The organism is Legionella shakespearei DSM 23087, assembly GCF_000373765.1.
Taxonomy (GTDB): Bacteria; Pseudomonadota; Gammaproteobacteria; order Legionellales; family Legionellaceae; genus Legionella; species Legionella shakespearei.
Genome location: NZ_KB892406.1, coordinates 1 through 24524, shown reverse-complemented (window position 1 = coordinate 24524; position 24524 = coordinate 1). Strand labels below are relative to the sequence as shown.

Genomic DNA, 24524 nt, shown 5'->3' with positions numbered 1-24524 from the left:
CAGACGCTCTAACTCGTCATTGAAAACATTTTTTAATCAGCTTATTTCCGCTGGAAAGAAAAAAATGGTGGCATTAACTGCTTTAATGCGGAAAATCATTGTTATTGCTAATGCCAGAGTGAGAGATGCAGGAACGAAGTTAAATGTGTCAAATTAGGCAAATTTAAATCATTGAAAATATGTTCTGAAACATAGTTGATCTCCAAATATTGGCACCGTGCCGTTTTCAGGACGACGTAGACGAATTATCAATACTTTACTTGCGACTGGAGCATACCTGTAATAAAGTGGAGACATGACTTACAAAGTAAACTATCTCATTAAAATACTCTGCTTTATACTGGCTTTGGCTGTGTTCATTATCTGCGCCATTGCCTTTCAAAAACACTCTCTGGAGATCATCCACTGGATTGATGATCTGGGCTGGCTTGCACCTGCACTTTTTTTAATTATCTATTGCATGGCTACCCTGATGCTCTTGCCCACCATGGTATTGACCCTGGCAGGAGGTGCTATTTTTGGCCCCTTACTGGGTACAGTACTCAATTTGATTGGCGCAACTTTTGGGGCAGCCGTCTCGTTTCTTATTACAAGACATCTGATTTATGACTGGTTTTCCAGTAAAAAGGGAGAGCGCCTTGATAAATTAATTGCTGGTGTCGATCAACGGGGATGGATGTTTGTTGCCTTTTTACGCCTGTTTCCTATTATTCCCTTTAATCTCGTCAACTACGGCATGGGAATAACCGGGATAAAATTTCGTCTTTATCTTGTCACTACCTTTGTTTTTCTTATTCCTGCTGAAATTATTTATACTTATTGCGGCTATGCAGGCTTGGGCGCTTTATCAGAACCCGGCCATTTGTATCGAAACGGGGGAATAGTGCTCTGCGTGCTAGCGATATTGTTTCTTGGAGTGGTCACATTACTCAAAAGAAAGTAATTCGTTTAATTGAGGTAACAAAGGATGGTTTACTTCAAAAATAATGTCATCGAGAGAAAGAACGGCTCTTATGCCTTGCAATGAATTAGTAATAAATAATGCATCCGCCTCTTTAAGCAATGCAGTTGTGATGCTGCTCTCACGACAAATAATCTGATGTTGTTCACAGAGCAACAACAGTCTTGCCCTGATAATACCAGGCAAAACTCCATCCTCCAGGCGAGGAGTGAACACTTCATTATTTTTAATCAGAAACAGGTTAGCACAAGTTGTCTCTGTAACATGACCTTGTACATTAAAAAATAAAGCATCATCAGCTCCCTTCTCCAGGGCATGTCGTCGCGCCAGTATTGCTTCCAGATAATTAACCGTTTTCAACTGATAAATGGGATTAGCACCGTCTCTTAACCAACTGGTACCTATCAAACGGACAGGATGTTTATGCACAGAATAATTAAAGGTTTGAAATATCAGTTGACTTACGTGACCTCGCTCAGCCAGACCTCTGGGTGCCACCCCGCCACTTAAAATGGCTTTAATTCCGCCATGGTACAAATTATCCCGTTTAATTTGCGACACCAGATGCTCATGCCAATCATCAAAGGATAAATCGAAAGAAATTCCCAGTTTACGAGCGGAGCCAGCTAATCTTTGCCAATGCAAATAAGAGAAACAAGGCTTGGAACTCTCTACCTTGAGAGTTTCAAACAATCCTTCTCCTAAAAAAATGCGATCATCAATTCCAAATGCGGGAACGATATCGCCTTTTTCTGTTAACACCCTTGTATGCATTAATCTCTCAAGTTTAATAATCTACAAAATCATCCAGTTCATCGCGTAAACGCTTTTCTTCCAGCATGTTTTCCAGACGTCTTCGGGCATCAAGACCAACACCAGGTACTTCGACAATTTCCTCATCGACTTCTACGTCTTCAAAATCATCTAAAACTTCAATTACTTCTTCTTCATCTTCTTCAAACAAGTCACTCATACCATTTCTCTCAGAGAGTTAACACCAACTCGTTAAATCACTTTTATTCCAGCACGGCTATATACCTTATTTTTTTTTTTTTNCCTAGTTTTTTTTNTTTAAAAATTTTAATAGCGCAAATCTCACAATCGAAATTACCAAGTTATTATCTCTTTGTATAAATACTTGAACTTTTTCATGAAACAACCAATAATCAAAAGAGAAAATAAACAGCTGAATCTATATGCCTGACCAATTTAAAACTGCTTTAAGAAACTCGATAAAACAAGTGCGCGCGAAAGTTACCGTTCCTTATCGAACGACCTCATCCAATCAGATTTGTAATCGGATTCGCACACTGGATCAATATCGACATGCAAAGCGCATAGCACTGTATTTTGCTATCAATGGTGAGGTAGATTTAAGCAATTTATGGAATTCAGCACCCTTACATGGCAAATTTTGCTATTTTCCCGCGTTAAATGATGATGCAACCCTTTCTTTTTTACCCGCAACACCCAAGACTCCTTTTAAAAAGAATCGATACGGCATTCTCGAGCCTGATGTGAGTTTTGATTTGGCTTTACCTATTGAAGAACTGGATTTGATTATCATGCCCCTGGTTGCTTTTGATTTTCGCTGCACCAGAATGGGTATGGGAGCCGGTTACTACGACAGAACCTTACAAAACAGAACTAATGTAGCGCTGTTTGGTGTAGCCTATCAATTTCAGCGCGTGGATTATATAGAACCCCAACCCTGGGATATTCCACTTGATGCAGTGATTACACAAAAAGCGATTTACTGGCGGAATTGAAGCGAAATTCTTGAAACGCTTAAACCCGCAACGACTAACCATTCCCGGATACACATCGTCCTGAATTGAAGTATCCCCACGAAAATGATTTATTTATCAGCACTACATTTTCTGTTTGCTTATGCTCTCATTACCTAAAGAAAACCGAGCCGCGACCGTGAGGGAGCGGAACTTTTGGATGTACACCTAATGAATAATCAGCAATGGAGTGCATCGAACTGTTCCGCTTCCTTACGGTCGCGGCTCGGTTTTCTTGGCATGATGCTCTTTTGTACTCTTGATTAGCGAGTCACAATACAGGCTCAAGGGGAAATTTCGTGGGGAGATACCGCTCCCATCACACAGCAAATAACTTATTAATGGTCAGCGCAACATCTTGTGTGGCAAGGCGTTGGCGGGTGTTAAAACGTACCGTACCCGCATTTAAGCCCCCGTTAATTTCCGGAGAAAATGCAATAAAATTATTCCTCTCATACCGGCCAATAGCAGTATAGGTATAATCCAGCTTCAAGAACCAGGATGGGTTTAAAGAATAAGCCATGCCCACTTGAGCCGCCCCACCCCATCGCCAATGCGTATCAGAAAAGCGATTTAAAGTGCCTATGTAATATCCGGAAAAGCCATCAGAACTGGCATAAACAGTATCATGTATTCGTACCAAAGAAGGCCCTGCCCCTAAGTAAATAAAGCTATTGACAAAAGAATGTCCAATAAAGGCCGGCAAGACAAAAGCACTGTTTACTTTGGTTTGTATGTCCATACCAATTGCATCAGTAGTATTTACAGGCAAATTGATTAAATTAACCGTACTGTCCCTTGATTTGGCACCTGCTTTGGAATATTGATAAAGCAACTCAATACCCCACAACCAATTACTGCCACTGAAATTTTGGAAATAGCCGGCTTGAATTTGAGGGGAAACTACTGATGCTGAACCATAATTATCATTGCCAGCACCTGAAAATACACCTGTGGGCGGCATGCCACTGGCAGCATCAAGTACCGACCAAGTGCTGCTTTTGACACGTGCCTGATTGTAACTGCCCCCAAGCCCAAAGTAATATCCGCCTGGATTCATTGCGAGGGAAGAAACGGTTCCCCCTTCACCAGCATGAGCCAAAGCAGATAAGCCCAGTATTCCAGCAACCAGTAATAATTTAATACCATCCATATAAAGACTCCATTGCAATTATTTTCTGCAACTCATTTGAACTCAAAAATAGCAATTATTTAATCCATCACTTGGACAATTACACTTTCCAGAAAAAGTAATTTTTTGATTTTTAATTGCGTCTACCTTACTGGTACATGAAGGATTACCCCTTATGGTAATGCTTGCTCCAGGAAAGACCAGATATTCAGGCCAGGGAGCTCCGGGAACGGTGCCCTGGGTACCATTACTGCTCATGGTAATGGACGCATCTTTACCTGTAACCGGATTTTTTTGCGAGATAATCAAGGTATAGGGATGGGCAAATCCCACTATGGTTAACAACGTTCCTGAAGAAAAGCCCTGACATCCTGGTTCAGAAACCATGGTGTTTGTTGGCACCATTCCGGCAGCTTTTTGATTGCAGTTCGAATCAAAAAGTCCATAATGCCCTTCTGCCGAACTCACTCCCTTACTTGGCTCATCATAAGCCTCAAAGGCAAGCACGCCGATGCTATATCCAGATGTAGTGACAAAGTTACTGGTGTTTTGCTGATAAAGTGTTTGATAATAAGCCACAGCATTAGCAACAGAGGGTGCACAAGGTCCTGGAGAATTGCAGGCATACTCAGCGGTTGAACCAGTAGTTGCCCAACCTGTTTCTGCCGCCATTAATACTCGGCCTGCAGGGTAAAAATCCTTTTTAGAAGTAGTTGGGGTGGCTGAGGGATTGTCAGATCCAACAACTTGCAGATAATCCCATGCTAGTGAGTTCGGTAGTTGCTGCGTTGTGGCTAATGGTGGAGTCCACACCGCTTGATTAGCAGGGGAAACACCCCATTGAAAGGGGTATGGATCAAAAGCCAATGGGGCATCTGCAGAATAGGAATTGATAAGGGTCTGCATATCTGCGGAAATTGCTCCATCCGGAGTCACTAAATTACCACTGATCAATGCCGAACTAACCGGCGTTGTCAACGATGCTCCCTGCAAGGTTGTTTGCAAAGAAGTCACAGCATTAGTCAGATAAGTAACGTTGGATGATCCATTACATGGAGGAATGTTATTTCCCATATTACAATAATTTTCATGGCCTGCAAAAACAAGAATGACCGTGCTGTCAAAGACTGCCGGAGTCACTGTATTGATGACTGAATTTAAAGTTGCCTGCGCACAGGGAATATAATTTTGTGCCCCGCCAACAGGACACCCGGGATAATTGCTATCATCAGGCTGTTGCGGAATCACTGCCTCATAAACTACCTTCATTCCTAAAGCATGAGCCTGATTAATAATATCAACCCAGGAATAGACGGTCGTCTGATAAGAGCGAACCGTAGTGAATCCAGCCTGTTTCAATTGAGCTAACTCGGCATACACATTAGTTATCGCCTTACCTGACGAATCGTGCCCCACATAAAAAACATCATGAAAATTTAAGGTATTGGCATCTGCGGAGAAATGATTCGGTTGATAATCAACACCAATCAGGTGATCGAAAGAGGCGGCAAAGGGGTGGCTTATTACAGAAAAAAACGAGGCAACAACTGCTATTTTTTTAAAGAGTTGCATTATGTATTCTATCCTTATTATCCATCCATGAAACCTGTAACAAACGATGCTCTTTGTTATAAAGCATCGTTTCCTAATTCACCTGTGCGTATCCGCACTACTTGCTGCAAGTCATAAACAAAAATTTTGCCATCGCCAATTTTTCCAGTATAAGCTGATTTACATATGGCTTCTATGGCACTTTCAACCATATCATCAGCCAAGGCCAGTTCAATTTTAATTTTAGGGAGAAAATCAACAACGTATTCAGCCCCTCTGTACAGTTCAGTATGCCCTTTTTGCCGTCCAAACCCACGTGTTTCGGAAATGGTTATCCCTGGAACACCTATTTCCATTAAGGCTTCATGAACATCATCCAGCTTAAATGGCTTAATAATCGCAGTAAGCATTTTCATAATAATTCCACTGTTTATGTAATAAATTGAATTATGGATAAGAAGCTTGTTTTATCCGGTCGTTACTTCGATGCCGTTCGGGCTGAGGAAGCGCGATAGCCCGAACGGCATCGAAGTAAATCAAGCTTCTTATCCATAACTCACTTTAAATTAATATTCACACCCATCATCAATATGCAGGTATAGTTCTTCGCTGTCAGTTTTGCTAGACTAGGCCTTTTGCAGGCTTGCGCCAACAACATGGAGTAACTATGTTCGACCCCAAACAATTCGATGAGCTGGCAAAAAGCCTTTTTGCTACTCTTCCCAACAGTCTACAGAATATTGAAAAAGACATTCAACAAAAATTTAAAGAAGTTTTACAGGCAACCTTCACCCGCATGGATTTGATTACCCGTGACGAATTTGATGTTCAATGCAAAGTATTGGCCCGAACACGGGAAAAGCTGGAACAACTGCAAGCTCAGGTCGATGCCCTGTTACATTCTCAAAATAAAAGTAACGATTAAGTCATCGATACCAAAGCCTGATTCTCTCTAATGGAACCTGGGAATCAGGCTCGACAATTTTAGTCCAACACAACAGGAAAAATAATAATGAATCTAGCGTTTACCAAAACACGGAGCACTATAGGCATACTGGCGCAACCCGTTTCTGTCGAAGTCCATTTATCGAATGGCCTACCCAGCTTTACCATGGTGGGACTTGCTGAAACCGCAGTCAAAGAAAGCAAAGATCGCGTTCGCAGCGCTATTATCAACAGCCAGTTTGAATTTCCCTGCCGCAGAATCACGGTGAATCTCGGCCCTGCTGATTTACCCAAATCAGGCAGTGGTTTTGACCTGCCCATTGCCCTTGGAATACTTGCCGCATCGGGACAAATCCCACCGGATTATTTATCAGATCATGAATTCATCGGAGAATTGGCCTTAAGCGGTGAGCTTAGGGGTGTTTCAGCCATAATACCCGCTGTACTGGCCGTCCATAAAGAGAAAAAAACCTTGATTATTGCCAGCGCTAATGCCGAGGAAGCGGCACTGGTAGGGCATCAGGGAGTCTTTGTTGCCCACAATTTACGTCAGGTTTGCGCCTATCTTTGCCAGGAAACGCCTTTGCCCCAGTTACCGCCCAAGCCTGAGTTTAACCCCATATCTCATGATTTGGACTGGTCAGATATTAAAGGCCAGTTTCATGCAAAAAATGCAATGGAAATTGCCGCCTGCGGTGAACACAGTATTTTGTTATGTGGCGCACCGGGAAGCGGCAAAACCATGCTTGCCAGACGGTTCAATACCTTATTACCCGAATTATCTGAAACTCAGGCTCTGGAATGTGCGGCTATTACGTCCATACGCGGCAAATCGCTGGATTATTCCCAATGGCGATCCCCTCCTTTTCGCGCCCCTCATCACACCGCCTCACCTATGTCGCTGGTAGGTGGTGGGAATCCCCCCAAACCGGGGGAAATATCATTAGCTCATCATGGCGTTTTATTTCTTGATGAATTGCCCGAATTTAACAGGCAAGTTCTGGAAACATTACGCGAACCGCTGGAATCAGGGCATATCTGCATTTCAAGAGCAGCTGCCCAGATTGAATTTCCAGCCAAATTCCAATTAATTGCCGCAATGAATCCCTGCCCTTGCGGGCAATGGGGGAATAACCAGGCAGTCTGTGTCTGTACACCGGAACGAATTAATCGCTATTTAACCAAACTTTCGGCCCCTTTTCTGGATCGTATTGATATGCACATTATTGTTCAGGCCTTACCACAGGAAGAGTTAATTAAACCCAATACTAACACGGAAAAACTCAGCCAGGTCATCAGGGAAAAAGTACTTAAAGTGCGGCAGATTCAAATAGACAGGCAAAATTGCACCAATGCCAATTTGAGCCCCAAACAATGTGATCAAGTCTGTGCTTTAGGCAGTACAGAACAGGCCTTTCTCAATGAGGCAATGAATAAATTAAAGCTATCTGCCCGCGGATACCATCGCTTACTCAAGGTGGCCAGAACGATAGCTGATTTAAACAGCAGCGAGAGAGTCGGATTAAAACATTTACAGCAGGCGTTATCCTACAAACAGACGATTCAATCGCCTAAATAAAATCCGGGAGAAGTTGCTCCGGAATGGCACAGTACGTAGCCCGGTCTGCTTGCAGCCGGGATCGAAGTGGCAATAGGCTAATCCCGTATTACGGCTGACGCCTAATACGGGCTACGAAATCTGAACATGGCATGGTGCCAACATTTGGATCCTTCGCGCAAAAAGACGCGCTCAGGATGACGTTGAACGGCTCACATTAAACAAATGAATTTATTCGCTATCTTTTTACCTTTCACCAACAAAAGAACTATAATTAACCAAAAGGAATAAATTACAGGCTAAAAATGATGCGATTATCCATATTAATTACCCTGCTGCTGTTATTACTACCCTGGCAAACTGCTGCAGCGGCTGATAGTTATCCCAAAGCTGCAATAACGGAAGTAATCAACTGTTATAATAATGCGGTGAATAAAGAAGATGAAGCAGTGAAATGCATCCACCAAAAAGTGAATGAAATTCCCAATCCGCTGGACTACCACATAACCATCCGTACTTCAGACCCAGACAAACTGGGACAAATGAAAATAAAAATCTTTATGATTAATAATACCGGCTACATGGTTTACTGTAATGGCAAGGCGGACAAACAAATGATGACCGTCACCTCATGTGCGACCGATCAGGGAGAGCCTCCCTCGGCAGCACAGTCCATGTCTATAGATTCATTACTGCAGGACTTCTAAAATGGCCATACGCGCATAAACCCCATTAGTTACCTGCTGCAAAATAACTGATTGGGCACCATCAGCAACCTCACTATCGATTTCCACACCCCGGTTCATGGGACCTGGGTGCATGACTATGGCATCTGGACGGGCATAAGTGAGGCTTTGCTCTGTTAATGCAAAATGTTTTCTGTACGAGTCCAAATCAAGATGATCCGTTTCCTGTAAACGCTCACGTTGCACTCTTAAACACATCACTACATCTGCTTCAGCCAGACCTTCACGCAAATTATCAGTTACCGTGCCAAAATGTACTTTGGCAGGTTGCCACAGCTCTGGACAAATGAAAACCAATTCACCCACCCCTAAAGCACTGCACATGTATTGAAAGGAATTAGCCACACGAGAATGTTTGATATTCCCTAAAACAGCAATTTTCAACTGATCTAATCTGGGTTTGCGCTCTATAATTGTCATCATGTCCAGCATAGCCTGACTGGGATGGGCATGCGCGCCGTCACCTGCATTGACTATATGCACCAAATCACCTAACTGATTTGCCAACTGTTGCTGCAATCCGTCTTGTTTGTGGCGAATGACAAAATGTTTAATTCCCATAGCTGCCAGGGTCCGAAGAGTATCTTCAATGACTTCACCCTTACTTTCTGATGAGCTTTGCAAATCCAGATTAACTACCCGCATTCCCAGATTATTTGCCGCCAGTTCAAAGCTGACGCGAGTACGGGTGCTGTTCTCATAAAATAAATTGGCTACTGTATGTTGTGGATATAAAGGGTATTGCCTGTTTTGTTTAAAATGGAAGGCGCGCTCTAATAAATGTTCCAGTTGCTGCCGGGATAACTGACTAATTTCAAGAAAATGCTTCATCAATCTCACTCAGGATGCTGTAGCCATTGCTCAAGTATAACACAAGCGGCAATGCTATCTACTTCGGTTTTTTTTATTTTTTTATATCCGCCCTGTTCGAATAATAACCCTCTAGCTTCCACCGTTGACAAACGTTCATCCACCAGATGAACGGGCAATTCGAAGCGTTTACGTAATTGTTTTGCAAAACGACGGGCGGCAGCGGTAGTGTATAATTCTGTGTCATCAATGCAGGTAGGCAAGCCGACAATCAGCGCCTGAGGGCTCCATTGTTTCATTATTTTTTGCACATCATTCCAATCCGGAACACCAGATTTGGCATCAATAGTAGATAAGGGAGAGGCACTACAGGTTAATCGCTGACCTACTGCCACACCAATACGTTTATAACCAAAATCAAAACCTAAAAAAACACCACTAGGCATGGCCGGTATCTGTACTGATTTCATTCATTTTAACACCTAGCGTCAAGCCGGCGTATTCCCAGCGCTCTTCAAAAGGCACTTCATAAAGAATTTCTGATTTATAAGGGCAAACTAACCACACATTATCCATGACTTCTCTTTCTAATTGATTTTCTGTCCAACCGGCATAACCTAAAGTAACCAAAACATCTTTGGGTCCTTTATCATCAGCAATAGCCCGGATAATATCATTTGACGTGGTCACCGTCACCTCGTCTTGTAAAAACAGACTGGAACGCCATCCCCCCATTTGCTTATGAATGACAAAACCCCGTTCCGGCTGCACCGGGCCGCCAAACATTAAAGGTAAACGATTTTGCTCCACGCGAATAGGTTCAATCTGCAATTGTTCAAAAACAATGGATAAAGGAAATTGCATGGGTCTGTTAATGATTAACCCCACTGAACCTTGCTCATGATGTTCGCAAAGATAAATAACCGTTCGTTCAAAATTGGGATCATTCAAGGAAGGCATAGCAATCAGCAAATGATTGGCTAATGAATTGATTATTGCCATAATGCCCCCCAAAAAAAATTATCTCTGTTTCATTATAATTATACACCATATTAGGTTATATTTTTTTCTTAATGGTCTAATTTAAAACAAAACAGAATTCCCAAACCACAATTTAAAGAACCCGATTATTTACTCTGTCCTGAGGGCACAGCATTGACTACAGATACTTTGATATACAAAGTAGAGTTTTGAGAGAAAGGCCTTCCTGCAGTAAACGAAGTGGAGGATGAAGACGTATTGTTTTGAGCTCCTTCAGCACTGCCTAAAGAAACCCATTTATTTAATGGCGCCATCACGGTGGTATTAATTTGCTGGTTATCAAATTGTTGTCCACCAGCCACATTTTGTTGTTGACGAACCCGTTTAACGGACAGTTTTACCTGCGACCCCTGTAATACAGGTAATATTAATATTCCATTTTCAATATTGTGTTGCTGGTAATCTACACCAGTAAAAAATCCTACACCTACAGCACTGACTATAGGAATTTGTTGCGCGGTAGAAACAAATGCCGATTCTCCACTTAACACTCGCACTGACTGGCTGCGTTGTACCTGCCATTGAGGATTAGTACTGTAAATCACATCATTATTGTTCTGGCTGCTCAACCAGTTGGGATCACCCTGGAAGACAGAGATATTAAAGGTCACAGGAGGTACGTCTATTTTATGCAAGACATCCCGTATCATTGTTAAGGTATCAGGGCTTACATTGACGACCAGAGTCTGTCCTGTTCCACTGATTCTCTCCCCGGAATTCATCATAGGCTGAATTAACTGAATGACTTTACTAGCTGGTACGTAATTCAACTGAATCACTTTGGTTATCATGTCCTGGGCAAAAGCGTTACTCGTCACGAGAAGTAATCCCATCAACCATAGTCTCAGTTTCATCGCCTGTGCTCCCTGATAATTGCATAAACATCATCCTTTGATTTCAAGTGTAGCATCTAAATGACAAATCCGTAGATATTTCATACTGAACAGTTTTGTTCCTCTGAAAGTTTGGGTATAATCGCGTAACTCTATCTTCAGGGATATGAACACTATGGGTAGTATATTCAATATGTTTGGGCCATCACCGATAAGGCCTATAGAACAACACATACGAAAAGCGCACCAGTGCGCCAAACAGCTATACCCATTTTTTGAAGCAGTACTAAAAAATGACTGGCAAACTGCTGATGCCATTAAAGATAAAATCGTTTCTATAGAAAAAGAAGCCGATTTGATCAAGCGTGATTTACGGTTGCACTTGCCAACGGGATTATTCTTACCCGTCTCCCGTACTGACTTACTGGAACTCCTCAGTGCTCAGGATAAAATTGCCAATAAAGCAGAAGACATCGCAGGCTTAATTACCAGCAGACGGATGACTATTCCTGAACCATTGGTTTCGGCATTTATGCCCTTTTTACACCGTTGTCTGGATGCTTCCAAGCAAGCATGCAAGGCTATTAATGAGCTTGATGAATTGCTGGAAACCGGCTTCAGAGGTAGCGAAGTGAAAATTGTTGAGGAAATGATCCTCAAACTTGATGAAATTGAACACGATAGTGATGACAAACTTGCTGACATACGGCACAGGATCTTTGAACTGGAAAAGGAATTACCCGCAATAGACATCATATTCCTTTACAAGCTGGTCCAGTGGATCGGTGACTTGGCCGACCATGCTCAGACAGTGGGCGGACGACTTCAAATTCTTATAGCCCGGTAGTTATTTCTATGGATTATTCAATTATTTATCTTTTTGCAGCAATTATTCTTTGTTTTTTAATGACTTGGGGTGTGGGGGCTAATGATTTAGCCAACGTCATGAGCACCACCATGGGTTCAAAAGCAGTGACCGTCAGACAAGCGATGCTTATTGCCATAGTGTTTGAGTTTGCGGGGGCTTTTTTAGGCGGTAATGGCGTTACAGAAACCATGCGTGACGGTATCATTAATACCAGTCAATTGTCTGATGAACCGTTAATCCTTGTCGAAGGGATGCTCGCTGTTTTATTTGCCTGTACTATCTGGATGAATCTGGCCAGTTATTTAGGAGTTCCTGTATCCATTACCAATGCGTTGGTGGGTTCTATGGTGGGATTTGGTGCCATGGTTCTTGGCTCCGATGCCATACACTGGAATCAGGTTGGCCACATTGCTATAGGATGGGTTACTTCTCCTATGATTTCTGGTATTACAGCCTATGCTTTATTCATCAGCATCCAACAAACTATTTTTGTTAAACGTAATCCTTTGGCCAAAGCCAAACTTTACATCCCGATTTACCTGTTTCTTATCGGTTCTATTTTGTCTTTTATTACCGTTTTTAAAGGACTTAACCATTTTAACATTCATTTGAATTTTAAACAGGATTTAGCGGTTACCTTAGCCACCAGTATTGTTATCACTATCATTGGCATGATCTTTATCAAGCGCATACCTGAAAATCCTAAAATCAGACGTCGTGAACGTTTTATTCAGGTGGAAAAATACTTTGCCGTACTCATGGCAATGACAGCCTGTGCCATGGCCTTTGCTCATGGCTCCAATGATGTAGCATTGGCTGTGGGACCACTCACTATAGTGTACAGTCTGGTAATGAATGCCAATCAGGTATTTGATGCCAACAACTATCCTGCCTGGATTATTTTATTTGGTTGTATTGGTGTCATTTCCGGTTTACTTATGTACGGCCGCAAGGTAATAGAAACAGTGGGCAGTGCAATTACCGCACTGACACCAAGCCGTGCGTTCGCCGCAACGCTTGCTGCAGCCACTACAGTAGTTGTTGCTACCAGCACCGGTATTCCCGTATCAGCGACACAAACGCTGGTGGGAGCTGTTCTTGGTGTAGGCTTGGCAAGAGGTATTGGTGCCTTGAACCTGATTGTTATCCGCAACATATTTATGTCCTGGGTACTCACCTTACCCGCAGCGTCAATTCTGACTATCCTTTCTTACAAGATATTGCATGCCTTTTTGGGGTAGCTCGTTTGTTTGCAACTGGGATTAGCTCAACAATCCCCCTTTGTAGCCCGTATTAGCGATAGCGTAATACGGGATCAAGCTAAATCAGAAACCATGATATTTCCCGTATTACGCTATCGCTAATACGGGCTACGAATCTGTGCCACAACCCCTATCCTGGTTACAAGCAACTGTCTCTTCTACACATCTTTGCCATTCCCCGATCCACGGCGGACTTTTTACAGTAGTTTTAGAGATTTGTAGAAGAGTCGGTTGCATGCAAGCCGAGCTACGCTTACTTCAGGTCAGACTGTCCCTGCCAATATAACTGTTCCGCTTCCTGACGGTCGCGGCTCGGTTTCCGGTGCACGATGAAGTCAATACGAACGCGCGAAAACCGAGCCGCGACCGTCAGGAAGCGGAAGTTTTGTTGCGGCACAGAGCCTGATTTAGGAATGGTGTAAGGCATAGACGTAAGAGATAATCAAGAGACAGATGCAAGCAAACGAACTACGAGTCAAAAGATGCCGGTTTCTTTCGTAACGACTTTACTTCACTGTGTTTTGATTTTTCATCCAGGATCTTTTGTTTCACCCGCCTTGATCGCCTTTTCTTTTGGCGTTTTATTTTTTCAATTTTTTGCTGTTCTTTTGTCTTTTCATCACTGATTAAGGCATGTATTTTTTCACAAAGGCGTGCCCTTGCGAAGTAGCGGTTGTCTTCACGGCTTCTGGATTCCTGGCATTTAATTTCAATACCTGAAGGAATATGTTTTAAATAAACAGTGGAAGCGGTTTTATGTAATTTCTGTCCGCCTTTTCCACTGCCTACTATAAATTTCTCAAAGAGATCAGCTTCAGTTATATGAAGCTTCATCATCCAGTCAGCCAGTTTATCTGATTTATCTTTGGTAATCATAAGAATGATGGTAAGGGGAACAGTTCTATACGCACTGCCATTAAGTTAAGGAGTTCCGCCGTCCCGCGGCTTGTCCGCGGGATCCAGGAATGTCACTCTGAGCTTAGATCTCTGGATCACGCGGAAAAGCCGTGGGACGTGGGAAATGCAGCTTAAAACTCTTCCCAGATTTCACCTTTGTCCTCTTTATATTCTTTATCATCACGCATGTGGGCAATGCGCTCATGCTTTTCAATTTCTTTGATTTGAGATGCTGATTTCTTATGGGTAGCGTCAAATTCAAATAAAAATTTATCATAAGGGCTTACATAGGCTTTATCGATATCGCTAGTACTCATCACTATTCCAAAATAACTTTAAGATAAGTATTTTATCGTTTTTTTATCTAAGTTACCATTGTCCGTCTTTATAAAGAAAGGGAAAGCATGCCATGAGTTTAAAAAAAGCAGAATTACATGTCCATCTGGAAGGCTCTATTTCTCCGGAATTAGCAGCAAAACTGGCACAAAGGAATAAATTAACCTTGCCACAAGGCTTAGTCGCACCAGATGGCCAAAGCTATTTATCGAAGGACTTTCTTGATTTTCTCAAGGTATATGACACTTTGGCCGCTGTAATCAAAGTGCCACAAGATTATTATGATATTACTTTTGATTACTTAAAGAATAATGCGTTAAACGATGCCATTTACATAGAGATGATGTATTCACCTGATCACGCCGAGCAATCAAGTGGCATTCCCTCTAAAGAACATCTGGCAGCGATACAGCAGGCAATTGATGATGCAAAAGACAAGTACAATATTGTAGGGCGTATTATCAGCACCGCAGTGCGTCATTTTGGCGTAGAAGCCTGTGAGCGTGTTGCACGACGTTCTGGCATGGATGCATTTCCCTGTGTCACTGGATTTGGATTAGGTGGCGATGAAGCGAAGTTTTCTCCAAAACTGTTTACCAGGGCATACCAGATTGCTGCGGATGCTGGTTTAGAATGTACTGTACATGCTGGTGAATTTGATTCTGCCAGAGGAATGGTCGAAGCCATGGAAAATCTGCCCATAAAACGAATTGGACATGGAGTTAATGTCATCCATTCGCCGGAAACTATGACAATGGTTAAAGAAAGAGGGATTGCTCTGGAGGTATGCCCAACCAGTAATATTTTTTTAGGCTTGTTTAAGGACATGAACAGTCACCCATTTCCCAAACTTTATGAGGCAGGTATTAAAGTGAGTATCAGCTCCGATGATCCTCCCTTCATGAGCACCAACCTGGCTCAGGAATATCAAAGGGTACAGGAATCTTACCAATACAGTGACGAAACAATGAATGACATTACCAGAATGGCTATAGAAGCCGCTTTTGTCGATGAGAAAACACGTCAGGAATTAATGGCAAGGATTTAAAATAAACGGGGTATTTCATCACCCCTCACCCCGACTTACGTCGTCCTGAGCGCGTCTTTTTGCGCGAAGGACCTCCCAACATGAGCACCATATCACGTTGAGTAGAGATCCTTCGCACAAAGGCGTAAAACATTTTATAAATAGTTAGGATACCAAATCAGGCTTAGTGAAGCTTGGTTGCTTTTCATTTTTGCACTCAGATGACCAGAACCAGTTATATTTACCAGATCTTTAGATTGGTATTGAGTCTGGCTTACTTCCAGACGCAAACCCAATTGGTCATTCAAACACACTTCACTACCCAGTCCATATTCAAAACCATGCGTGTTTTGGCTGGCTGAAAGGTTTAAAGGAGGAGAGTTAGAATCAATTTCAGTTAAAGTATAATCCATCTTGGCATTGCGATAACCTAAAATCAGGAATCCATTGGTGGTATCGTTAAATGATGCACCAGGACGAACACTCACACCAAAACCATGTTTGTATTTCTGGGTAATGGTGTTGGAACTAGTACCAAACATATCGGTATCATATGAAGTAATTTCATTTTTGACTCCGGTAATCTGGCCGTCCAGTTGCAAACCCAGCATAAATTGCTCGCCAAAAAGGAAATTATAACCTAAAACCAATGAACCTAATGGACCGGTGCTCCCCAATTCAATAGATGATACGTCAGTACCGAATGCATCTACATCAGTAAAGGTTAAATCGGAAAGAACGTCTGCGACACCTAAACCAAGGCCTGCATAGAAGCCATTGTTCATAGCCATAGCACTGTTCGTGGCAATAACGGATAAGAGTAACGATTTTATTATTATTTTTTTCATTAGAACTCCAGATCACAGGATAAAATCAGAAATCCCAAACCTGTATCCATGGAAATGGAAGCAGGTCTGGAATAAAGCTAACATTATTTCTTGTCAGCTGCGGCTTTCTTTTCTTTTTCTTTGGCAATTACTGCTTCAGCTACGCTGGTTGGGCAAGGAGCATAGTGAGAGAATTCCATTGAGAATTGACCACGTCCAGAAGTCAGGGTACGTAAGGTACTGATGTAACCAAACATTTCTGAAAGTGGAACGTCAGCCTTGATACGAACACCAGCAGCACTTGGCTCCTGACCAGAGATCATGCCACGGCGTCGGTTCAAGTCCCCAATTACGTTACCCACATCTTCTTCAGTACTGTAAACGTCTACCTTCATAACTGGCTCAAGTAATTGTGGTGAAGCCTTAGGTATGGATTGACGGAAAGCACCTTTCGCAGCAATTTCAAATGCAATCGCTGAAGAGTCAACAGGGTGATAAGCACCATCAGTCAGATTCACAGCAACATCCAATACAGGGAAACCAGCTAAAGTACCGGTATCCATCATGGAACGGAAGCCCTTCTCAATTGCAGGGAAGAATTCCTTGGGAACGTTACCGCCCACAACAGAAGTCACGAATGTAAATCCGGTGTTTGGCTCACCTGGCTCAATCGTGTAATCAATTTTACCGTATTGCCCCGCACCACCTGACTGCTTCTTGTGGGTATAGCTGTCCTGAATCGTTTTAGTAATGGTTTCGCGGTAAGCAACCTGTGGTTGGCCTACGATTAATTCAACATCATAAGTACGTTTCAGAATATCTACTTTAATATCAAGATGTAATTCACCCATACCACGTAAAATGGTTTCGCCTGAATCTTCATCTGTTTCAACCCGGAACGTTGGATCTTCAGCTACCATCTTACCAATAGCAATACCCATTTTCTCAGTTGAACCTTTATCTTTCGGAGAAACCGCAATAGAAATTACTGGCTCAGGGAAAACCATCGCTTCAAGTGTACACTCATGATCAGGACTGCAGAGTGTGTGTCCGGTACGAACGTTCTTCATACCTACAATCGCAATAATGTCACCTGCTTCAGCGCTTTGTAACTCATTACGCTCGTTAGCCTGCATCTCAACCATACGGCCTACGCGTTCTGTTTTACCAGTGAAGGAGTTAAGAATGGTATCGCCTTTGTTCAGTCTTCCGGAGTAAATACGTACGAAAGTCAGGGCACCAAAACGGTCATCCATAATCTTAAACGCCAGAGCACGGAATGGCTCGTCAGGAGAAACAATAGCAAACTGACCATTGGGCTCACCTTCAGCATTAGTCAAAGGTTGTGGGTTCACTTCGTGAGGAGCTGGCAAGTAATCAACAACCGCATCAAGTAATAATTGCATCCCTTTGTTTTTAAAGGCTGAACCGCAATAAGTCGGGAAGAAGGCCAATTCGAGTGTACCTTTACGGATACAACGTTTAACGTCTTCAATTGAAGGCTCTTCTCCATCGAGGTAGGCCATCAATAATTCATCATCCATTTCCAGCGCGGTTTCAATCAGTTGAGCACGATACGTTTCAACATCGTCAACCATATCCGCTGGTACGTCAGTAACGGTGTAGTTTTCAGGCTGCCCAGACTCATCCCAAACATAGGCTTTACGGGTTAATAAATCAACAACACCAGTGAACTGATCTTCAATACCAATAGGCAACGTCATAATTAACGGATGCGCACCCAGTACTTTCTTAATTTGATCCGTTACTTTCAGGAAGTTTGCACCAATACGATCCAGTTTGTTTACGAAAATCAAACGAGATACTTTAGAATTATTCGCATAACGCCAGTTCGTTTCAGACTGAGGCTCAACACCACCAGAACCGCAGAATACACCAATACCACCATCCAGTACTTTGAGTGAACGATATACTTCAACCGTGAAATCAACGTGTCCTGGGGTATCGATAACGTTGAAACGAGTACCTTTCCAGAAACAGCTGACTGCTGCTGACTGAATGGTAATTCCGCGCTCAGCCTCTTGTTCCATGAAGTCGGTTGTTGATTCACCTTCGTGAACTTCACCCATTCTGTGAATTCTACCGGTAAGTTTTAGAATACGCTCGGTAGTGGTGGTCTTTCCGGCATCTACGTGGGCGAAAATTCCAATGTTTCTGTAAAGGTTTAAATCAGTTATAGCACTCATAGCACTCTCGTAAATTTGAATGGATTAAAAATAATTGCGTATCATACAATATAATATTCAAATTTGCAGCAAATCTGTGCGAAGAGATAATGAAATAAATGTACAGGCTTTATGAAGAGCCGCCATTTACTCAATCCAGGGTTTTTCTATATCGTTTAAATCCTATAAATAAAACAACCAGAGTAAAGAGAATAATCGGAATTACCTCTTGCCAAACCTCAAAAAAACCATTTCCCTTGAGTAAAATGCCACGAACTATAATCAAGTAGTGGGATAAAGGTAATAAATCACCTAACCATTGTGCCCACTCAGGCATTCCGCGAAACGGAAACATAAATCCGGAAAGCAAAATAGAAGGTAAAAAGAAAAACATGGAGCTTTGAGCCGCCTGCAATTGATTCGTTGCTAAAGTCGAAAAAGTAAGACCAACGGTTAAATTGGCAACGATAAACGGAAGAGTAAACAGCAATAATAAAGGCAAACTACCCGCAATGGGTACAGAAAACAGAAATTTGGCCATTAATAAAATCAACACGACCTGAATATAACCAACTACAACGAAGGGTAACAGTTTTCCCATCATCACTTCTAAAGGCCTTAGAGGAGTCGCAAGCAAGGTTTCCATTGTACCCTTCTCATGTTCCCGAGTGATGACCAAAGCAGTTACCACCACCAGCGTCATGGTCAAAACAACGCCTAATAATGCGGGTACAATATTATATGCAGTAATGGCCAAGGGGTTATATATTGCATGAACTTGCGGCTGATAGGGTGGTGATTTGGGTTTCAGGGAATTAAGTGAGCCCTGCAAATCTTCATTTAAGGACAGATAGGCTAAATCAGAAAATACTGAAACCGCTCTGCTGGTTGCGGCCGGGTCAGTTGCATCTGCCTCAAGTAATAGAGGAGGATGTAACCCCTTAATCATATTCCTTGTAAAATCGGGGGGAAAACTTACAACAAATTGTATCTTTCCCATTTTTAGTAACCGTCTGGCTTCCTTTTCATCGGTCTTCGGGCTGATAAAGCGAAAATAGGTTGAATTTTCCATACTGGCTAAAATTCTTCGGCTCATATCCGTATTATCCGAATTAACAATTGCGGTAGGGAGGTATCGCGGATTAGTATTAATTGCATAACCAAAAAGTAATAATTGAATTAATGGAATACCCACTATCATGCCCATAGTGGCCTGGTCGCGCATCATCTGCAAAAATTCCTTGATCATGACCGCCATCATGCGGTTGAAACTTTGACTAATCAAAGAGTGTCTCCGGTGCCTGATTTACCAAACTGATAAATGCATCTTCAAGGGTGGAGGGTATAGGCTTCCATTTAATCGAAAAGCGACTGCTTAACTGTTCGAGCCCCTGTTGTATCATCTCAACCTCATATCCACAGACATGAATTAAACTGCCAAACAAGGCAGCTTGCACCACTCCTGGAATTTTTTTAGCATCCTGAAGTAAGCCAGTAGTAACTTCTCCACTGATTTCCCAGGTTTTCAACTGAGTTTCCTTGATCACCTCATCCACAGTACCTGTAATGAGTAAATCACCATAAGCCAGATAAGCTATTCGTGTACAGCGTTCTGCTTCATCCATATAGTGCGTAGACACCAGTGTAGTGATACCTTGTTCACTAAAAAAATGAATCTGATCCCAAAACTCTCTTCGAGCTATAGGATCAACTCCCGCTGTAGGTTCATCTAAAAGCAGCAAAGCCGGATCATGAATTAAACAGGCAGCCAAAGCGACTCGTTGTTTCCAGCCACCAGACAATTCTCCGGTTAACTGCTTTTTCCTGTCGGTAAGCCCCAGATTTTCCAACGACTCGATCACCCTTTTCTTGCGATCTTTCACCCCATAAACCCGCGCAATGAAATCAAGATTTTCCTCAATGGACAGTTCAGTATACAAACTGAATTTTTGCGTCATATAACCAACATTAGCTTTGATTTGTTCCGACTGGGTTAAAATATCAAAGCCTAAACAGGTTCCTGTACCACCATCAGGTTTGAGTAATCCACAGATCATCCGAATGGTGGTGGTTTTACCGCTTCCATTAGGACCAAGAAAGCCAAAAACCTCGCCTTTTTTCACCATCAAATCGACATCATTCACAACGGTCTTTTGATCGAAAGACTTGCGTAATCCTTTTACATCAATAATTATCTCCCGATCGTTAATACTCATTATAAATTAACCATAACAGGTTGGCCGGGTTTAAATGCCAAGGGGTTATCAATATGTGCCTTTATCCGAAAAACGAGTTTAGAATCATTATCACGGCTATAAACCAGCGGGGGCAAATATTCCGCATCAGGTGAGACATAACTAATAACCGCTGAATTATTCTCTGCACAGCCATCGCAATCAAAACTGATTTTTTGTCCTACTTTGATTTTAGCCAAATACTCCAGGGGAACAAAAAATTCGATACGAATATTCTCCGGGGTCAGGATTGATAATACAGACTGCTGCGCAGCAACGAATTCTCCCTCCCGATAATAGGTATCGAAAATAACGCCACTTGCAGGCGCATAGAGTGTCTTTTGAGCCAGTGTCCATTTAGCCTCATTATATCTGGCAGTCAGAGCATCTATATGTTTTTGCTGCGCGATAATCTGATCGTCACGACTACCTAATTGAGCCAAAGCCAAATTGGATTCGTATTGTAATTTAAGATCTTGCTGTTGCTGCAAGGTTGCCAAAGCGGCATCGAGGCTGTCTTTGTCAGTAGCTTGTTTACTGTAGAGTTTTTGGTATCTGCTCACACGAATATCAGCAAGCTTGATCTGGGCATTGGTCTGATCTATTTGCGCCTGGATTGCTTTTATTTCAGGTGTTCGACGTGGCTTTTTCAAGTCAGCCAGAGTACTCTTCGCTTGCTCCAATTCTGCTTGCACCTGTCCTAAATTAATAATTTGCGGATTATTATCCAGATTAAATAAGAGTTCCCCCTTTTTAACCTGTTGACCTCTGTGTACTGCCAATTTTTCTAATACCCCATAAAATGGAGATGCCAGATAAATATTTTCACCTTCAACATATCCGGCAAATTGCTGATGCGGCTCATCACTACTGCACGCAGCAATAAGCGGAATCAGCACAAAAATTAATATCCGTCTTAAAACCATAAATAATTATTCTTATGGATAAACTATATATTAATAGTGGTATCATTTTACTGTTTGCGCAAGTACAGCTTAGCGTTTCAGGATGACTTTTATATAAGGGCAAAATGGGTTGGTAGGGCTGAAAGCACCTGCTAGTATAATTTAATTTTCTGGCAAATTCCTATGAAAAAACAACAATTTGATTTGATAGTATTAGGCGGTGGCAGTGGTGGTATTGCAAGCGCTGTTCGCGCTGCAAAACATGGGGCTAAAGTCGCAGTAATAGAGAAAAGCCATCTGGGGGGTACTTGCGTTAATTTAGGCTGCGTCCCCAAAAAGATAATGTTTAATGCATCAGTAATAGCGGATACATTCCATAAAGCCAATGATTACGGATTTTCTCCAGAACCAGTAATACTGGATTGGCACAAATTGGTTAATCAGCGCAATGCTTATATAGAGCGACTTAGAGAAAATTATGTCGCACGTTTTGAGCAATATAAAATTGCGCGAATACAAGGAACTGGTGTATTTCATGACAAGCATTCAATCAGCATAGATCATACACTCTATCAAGCGGAACACATCATTATTGCAACAGGAGGAGAGCCTTCGTTACCAATGATTCCAGGCATTCAGCATACCATTGATTCTGATGGATTTTTTGCCCTCACCAAACAGCCAGCAAAAGTTGCGATTATAGGCAGCGGTTATATCGGGGTGGAATTGGCAGGAATCTTTAACTGTCTGGGCAGTGAAACCCATTTACTAATGAGGGGCGAGAATCCGCTGAGCCGTTTTGATCCAATGATAGGTGATACTTTAAAAGAAATCATGCAACAGCAAGGCATATATATTCACCCTAATCATAGAGCTCAAGCAATCAACTTGCATAGTGATGGCAGGAAAAGCATTGAATGCTGTAGCGGATCAATAATCAAGGATATAGATGTTATTATTACTGCCGTCGGCCGAAAGCCAAGAACCAGTAATTTAAATCTGGATAAAATCAAAGTTAAAATGGATGACAAAGGACTCATTCAAGTAGATGCCTTTCAGAATACTTCTGTAAAGGGTATTTACGCTATTGGAGACGTAACTGATGCTCCAGCGCTCACACCTGTAGCTATTGCAGCCGGCAGGCGGCTTGCTGACAGGCTGTTTGGTAATCAACCTGAAGCCTGTTTAGACTATGAAAACATATGTTCCGTAGTGTTTAGTCATCCTCCATCTGGTTCTGTAGGCTTAACCGAACCTGAAGCTATTAAAAAGTATGGAAAGAAAAGAATTAAAATCTATCAAACCCGTTTTAATCCAATGTACGATGCCTTAAGCGTTGAGAAAACACCAACAGCAATGAAACTGGTAACATTGGGGAAAAAAGAGAAAATTATTGGTTTACATGTTATTGGCTATGGGGCCGATGAAATGCTGCAAGGGTTTGGAGTTGCTGTCAAGATGGGCGCTAGTAAAAAGGATTTTGATAATACAGTAGCAATTCATCCGACCAGTGCTGAAGAATTTGTAACTATGGTGTAATTTTATGACTCATTCTATTCGTAAGTTTCAGGGTAAATATCCCGTTAGTGGACAACGTGTCTATATAGATCCGCAATCAACTGTAATAGGTGATGTTACCTTGGGTGATGACGTATCTGTATGGCCTATGGCGGTTATTCGTGGCGATGTGAATTTTATTACAATAGGTAAGGAGTGCAGTATTCAGGATGGAGCTGTCCTTCATGTCACCCACGACGGACCTTATACTCCTGGCGGCAAACCTTTGATCCTGGGGCAGGGTATTACTGTTGGTCACAAGGCAGTATTGCATGGCTGCACTGTTGATGATTTTTGCCTGATTGGTATGGGGGCACTTATTTTAGATGCAGTACATATAAAAAAACATGTCATGATTGCGGCCGGCAGTGTAGTGGCACCAGGGAAAATATTGGAAAGCGGCTATTTGTATTTAGGCAATCCCGCTCGAGCCGTAAGAAAATTGTCGATTAAAGAATTAGAGCATCTGGAATACTCCGCAGCGCATTATGTCCGCTTGAAAGATAAATATTTGTCAGATATTTAACCAATACCGTAGCCCGGTCTGCTTGCAACCGGGCTACCCCCTTATCAGATGTGGTGGGTCCCGTAGCCTGTATTAGCGAAGCGTAATACAGGAAAGATGTGGCATAGTGCCAAACGTTATTTCCCGTATTACGCTTCGCTAATACGGGCTACGGTTTCTGCGCACAATCAGTTCCATATCATGGATTTCAGGCAAAAAAAAAGCGGCTATTAGCCGCTTTTCTGGAATAAAACCCTGGCGATGACCTACTTTCGCATGAGGAAGCCTCACACTATCATCGGCGCATGTTCGTTTCACTTCTGAGTTCGAGATGGGATCAGGTGGTTCCAAACCGCTATTGTCGCCAGGAAAACTGTTATCCTTTGGCTGTACGGTTTCTCGTAACCGTCTGAGCCTAAGGCCTGGTAAAGAGTCGAGGTAACACAAGTTACATTATTTGTAGCATTTCTTCAATAACCTGAAGTAACTCAGATTATATGGTCAAGACAATCAGCCAATTAGTACAAGTTAGCTTCACACATTACTGCGCTTCCAC

General features: G+C 42.3%; 26 protein-coding genes and 1 rRNA gene. 10 read left to right on the top strand and 17 right to left on the bottom strand.

Translation table 11 applies throughout. The annotated features are described in order from the left end of the window. The first annotated feature begins 295 nt into the window (after window positions 1–295). Window positions 296–943 (top strand): TVP38/TMEM64 family protein, encoded by a 648-nt coding sequence (locus B094_RS0110195; RefSeq protein ID WP_018577710.1) that lies wholly within the window; start codon window positions 296–298, stop codon window positions 941–943. Here the strand turns inward: B094_RS0110195 and B094_RS0110190 are convergent. Together B094_RS0110190 and B094_RS0110185 are read right to left on the bottom strand one after the other, a co-directional pair. Beyond that, window positions 926–1735, bottom strand: coding sequence for an aminotransferase class IV (locus tag B094_RS0110190; protein WP_018577709.1), 810 nt, complete (start codon window positions 1733–1735; stop codon window positions 926–928). The two genes, B094_RS0110195 and B094_RS0110190, sit on opposite strands and share 18 nt — an antisense overlap. 13 nt (window positions 1736–1748) lie before the next feature. Then, window positions 1749–1934 carry a PA3496 family putative envelope integrity protein gene (locus tag B094_RS0110185; RefSeq protein ID WP_018577708.1) on the bottom strand — a complete coding sequence of 62 codons (186 nt, stop codon included), beginning with the start codon at window positions 1932–1934 and terminating at the stop codon, window positions 1749–1751. Between the two features lie 223 nt (window positions 1935–2157). On the opposite strand from B094_RS0110185, the gene B094_RS0110180 reads away from it, so the two are divergent. Further along, the gene (locus B094_RS0110180; RefSeq protein ID WP_018577707.1) at window positions 2158–2730 is read left to right on the top strand and encodes a 5-formyltetrahydrofolate cyclo-ligase; all 573 of its coding nucleotides are present in this window, start codon (window positions 2158–2160) and stop codon (window positions 2728–2730) included. A 337-nt stretch (window positions 2731–3067) separates the two neighbouring features. Here the strand turns inward: B094_RS0110180 and B094_RS0110175 are convergent, their stop codons facing one another. The 3 genes from B094_RS0110175 to B094_RS0110165 are packed head-to-tail and all read right to left on the bottom strand — an operon-like array spanning window position 3068 to window position 5847. Next, window positions 3068–3901, bottom strand: a complete 834-nt coding sequence (locus tag B094_RS0110175) for an outer membrane protein (RefSeq protein ID WP_018577706.1) — start codon at window positions 3899–3901, stop codon at window positions 3068–3070. A gap of 42 nt (window positions 3902–3943) precedes the next feature. Next, entirely contained in the window at window positions 3944–5452 is a 1509-nt protein-coding gene (locus B094_RS16020) for a glycosyl hydrolase family 17 protein (protein WP_018577705.1), read from the bottom strand. 56 nt (window positions 5453–5508) lie between these two features. Continuing rightward, complete coding sequence (locus tag B094_RS0110165) at window positions 5509–5847, bottom strand: P-II family nitrogen regulator (RefSeq protein ID WP_018577704.1); 339 nt, start codon at window positions 5845–5847, stop codon at window positions 5509–5511. Between the two features lie 251 nt (window positions 5848–6098). On the opposite strand from B094_RS0110165, the gene ubiK reads away from it, so the two are divergent. From ubiK to B094_RS16515, 3 genes are all read left to right on the top strand, one after another. Then, window positions 6099–6356 (top strand): ubiquinone biosynthesis accessory factor UbiK, encoded by a 258-nt coding sequence (gene ubiK, locus B094_RS0110160; protein WP_018577703.1) that lies wholly within the window; start codon window positions 6099–6101, stop codon window positions 6354–6356. An 87-nt stretch (window positions 6357–6443) separates the two neighbouring features. Beyond that, the gene (locus tag B094_RS0110155) at window positions 6444–7955 is read left to right on the top strand and encodes a YifB family Mg chelatase-like AAA ATPase (RefSeq protein ID WP_018577702.1); all 1512 of its coding nucleotides are present in this window, start codon (window positions 6444–6446) and stop codon (window positions 7953–7955) included. A gap of 284 nt (window positions 7956–8239) precedes the next feature. Further along, entirely contained in the window at window positions 8240–8641 is a 402-nt protein-coding gene (locus B094_RS16515) for a hypothetical protein (protein WP_018577701.1), read from the top strand. On the opposite strand, the gene B094_RS0110145 is transcribed toward B094_RS16515, so the two are convergent. The 4 genes from B094_RS0110145 to B094_RS0110130 all read right to left on the bottom strand — a co-directional run bounded on the left by B094_RS0110145 (window position 8624) and on the right by B094_RS0110130 (window position 11385). Continuing rightward, window positions 8624–9511, bottom strand: a complete 888-nt coding sequence (locus tag B094_RS0110145; protein ID WP_018577700.1) for an aspartate carbamoyltransferase catalytic subunit — start codon at window positions 9509–9511, stop codon at window positions 8624–8626. The two genes, B094_RS16515 and B094_RS0110145, sit on opposite strands and share 18 nt — an antisense overlap. Before the next feature lie 5 nt (window positions 9512–9516). After that, a complete protein-coding gene (gene ruvX, locus B094_RS0110140) occupies window positions 9517–9936 on the bottom strand; it encodes a Holliday junction resolvase RuvX (RefSeq protein ID WP_018577699.1) in 420 nt (139 codons plus the stop codon). After that, window positions 9929–10492 carry a YqgE/AlgH family protein gene (locus B094_RS0110135; RefSeq protein WP_018577698.1) on the bottom strand — a complete coding sequence of 188 codons (564 nt, stop codon included), beginning with the start codon at window positions 10490–10492 and terminating at the stop codon, window positions 9929–9931. The genes ruvX and B094_RS0110135 overlap by 8 nt, the downstream gene beginning before the upstream one ends. Before the next feature lie 125 nt (window positions 10493–10617). Continuing rightward, the gene (locus B094_RS0110130; protein WP_018577697.1) at window positions 10618–11385 is read right to left on the bottom strand and encodes a secretin N-terminal domain-containing protein; all 768 of its coding nucleotides are present in this window, start codon (window positions 11383–11385) and stop codon (window positions 10618–10620) included. Between the two features lie 154 nt (window positions 11386–11539). On the opposite strand from B094_RS0110130, the gene B094_RS0110125 reads away from it, so the two are divergent. Beyond that, window positions 11540–12211, top strand: coding sequence for a TIGR00153 family protein (locus tag B094_RS0110125; protein ID WP_018577696.1), 672 nt, complete (start codon window positions 11540–11542; stop codon window positions 12209–12211). Window positions 12212–12219: 8 nt separating this feature from the next. After that, on the top strand, window positions 12220–13473 hold the full coding sequence (locus tag B094_RS0110120) for an inorganic phosphate transporter (protein ID WP_018577695.1): 1254 nt from the start codon (window positions 12220–12222) through the stop codon (window positions 13471–13473). Between the two features lie 489 nt (window positions 13474–13962). Here B094_RS0110120 and B094_RS0110115 read toward each other — a convergent pair whose 3' ends face one another. Both B094_RS0110115 and B094_RS0110110 read right to left on the bottom strand, forming a co-directional pair. Next, on the bottom strand, window positions 13963–14370 hold the full coding sequence (locus B094_RS0110115) for a peptide chain release factor family protein (RefSeq protein WP_018577694.1): 408 nt from the start codon (window positions 14368–14370) through the stop codon (window positions 13963–13965). A 152-nt stretch (window positions 14371–14522) separates the two neighbouring features. Continuing rightward, entirely contained in the window at window positions 14523–14708 is a 186-nt protein-coding gene (locus B094_RS0110110; RefSeq protein WP_018577693.1) for a CBU_0585 family protein, read from the bottom strand. A gap of 92 nt (window positions 14709–14800) precedes the next feature. On the opposite strand from B094_RS0110110, the gene B094_RS0110105 reads away from it, so the two are divergent. After that, entirely contained in the window at window positions 14801–15775 is a 975-nt protein-coding gene (locus B094_RS0110105) for an adenosine deaminase (RefSeq protein WP_018577692.1), read from the top strand. A gap of 134 nt (window positions 15776–15909) precedes the next feature. Here B094_RS0110105 and B094_RS0110100 read toward each other — a convergent pair whose 3' ends face one another. The 5 genes from B094_RS0110100 to B094_RS0110080 form a co-directional block, all read right to left on the bottom strand. Then, complete coding sequence (locus B094_RS0110100) at window positions 15910–16602, bottom strand: outer membrane protein (RefSeq protein ID WP_018577691.1); 693 nt, start codon at window positions 16600–16602, stop codon at window positions 15910–15912. Between the two features lie 83 nt (window positions 16603–16685). Further along, window positions 16686–18788, bottom strand: a complete 2103-nt coding sequence (gene fusA, locus B094_RS0110095) for an elongation factor G (RefSeq protein ID WP_018577690.1) — start codon at window positions 18786–18788, stop codon at window positions 16686–16688. 130 nt (window positions 18789–18918) lie between these two features. Beyond that, window positions 18919–20016 (bottom strand): ABC transporter permease, encoded by a 1098-nt coding sequence (locus B094_RS0110090; RefSeq protein ID WP_282705094.1) that lies wholly within the window; start codon window positions 20014–20016, stop codon window positions 18919–18921. A 28-nt stretch (window positions 20017–20044) separates the two neighbouring features. After that, on the bottom strand, window positions 20045–20983 hold the full coding sequence (locus B094_RS0110085) for an ABC transporter ATP-binding protein (protein ID WP_018577688.1): 939 nt from the start codon (window positions 20981–20983) through the stop codon (window positions 20045–20047). After that, window positions 20983–21927, bottom strand: a complete 945-nt coding sequence (locus B094_RS0110080; RefSeq protein ID WP_018577687.1) for an HlyD family secretion protein — start codon at window positions 21925–21927, stop codon at window positions 20983–20985. Before B094_RS0110080 ends, B094_RS0110085 begins: the two co-directional genes overlap by 1 nt. A 162-nt stretch (window positions 21928–22089) precedes the next feature. Here B094_RS0110080 and gorA point away from each other — a divergent pair, with 162 nt between their 5' ends. Both gorA and B094_RS0110070 read left to right on the top strand, forming a co-directional pair. After that, window positions 22090–23445, top strand: coding sequence for a glutathione-disulfide reductase (gene gorA, locus B094_RS0110075; protein ID WP_018577686.1), 1356 nt, complete (start codon window positions 22090–22092; stop codon window positions 23443–23445). A gap of 4 nt (window positions 23446–23449) precedes the next feature. Beyond that, window positions 23450–23989 (top strand): gamma carbonic anhydrase family protein, encoded by a 540-nt coding sequence (locus B094_RS0110070; RefSeq protein ID WP_018577685.1) that lies wholly within the window; start codon window positions 23450–23452, stop codon window positions 23987–23989. 232 nt (window positions 23990–24221) lie between these two features. On the opposite strand, the gene rrf is transcribed toward B094_RS0110070, so the two are convergent. Next, window positions 24222–24337: ribosomal RNA gene (gene rrf / locus B094_RS0110065) — 5S ribosomal RNA — on the bottom strand. Between the last annotated feature and the right edge of the window lie 187 nt (window positions 24338–24524).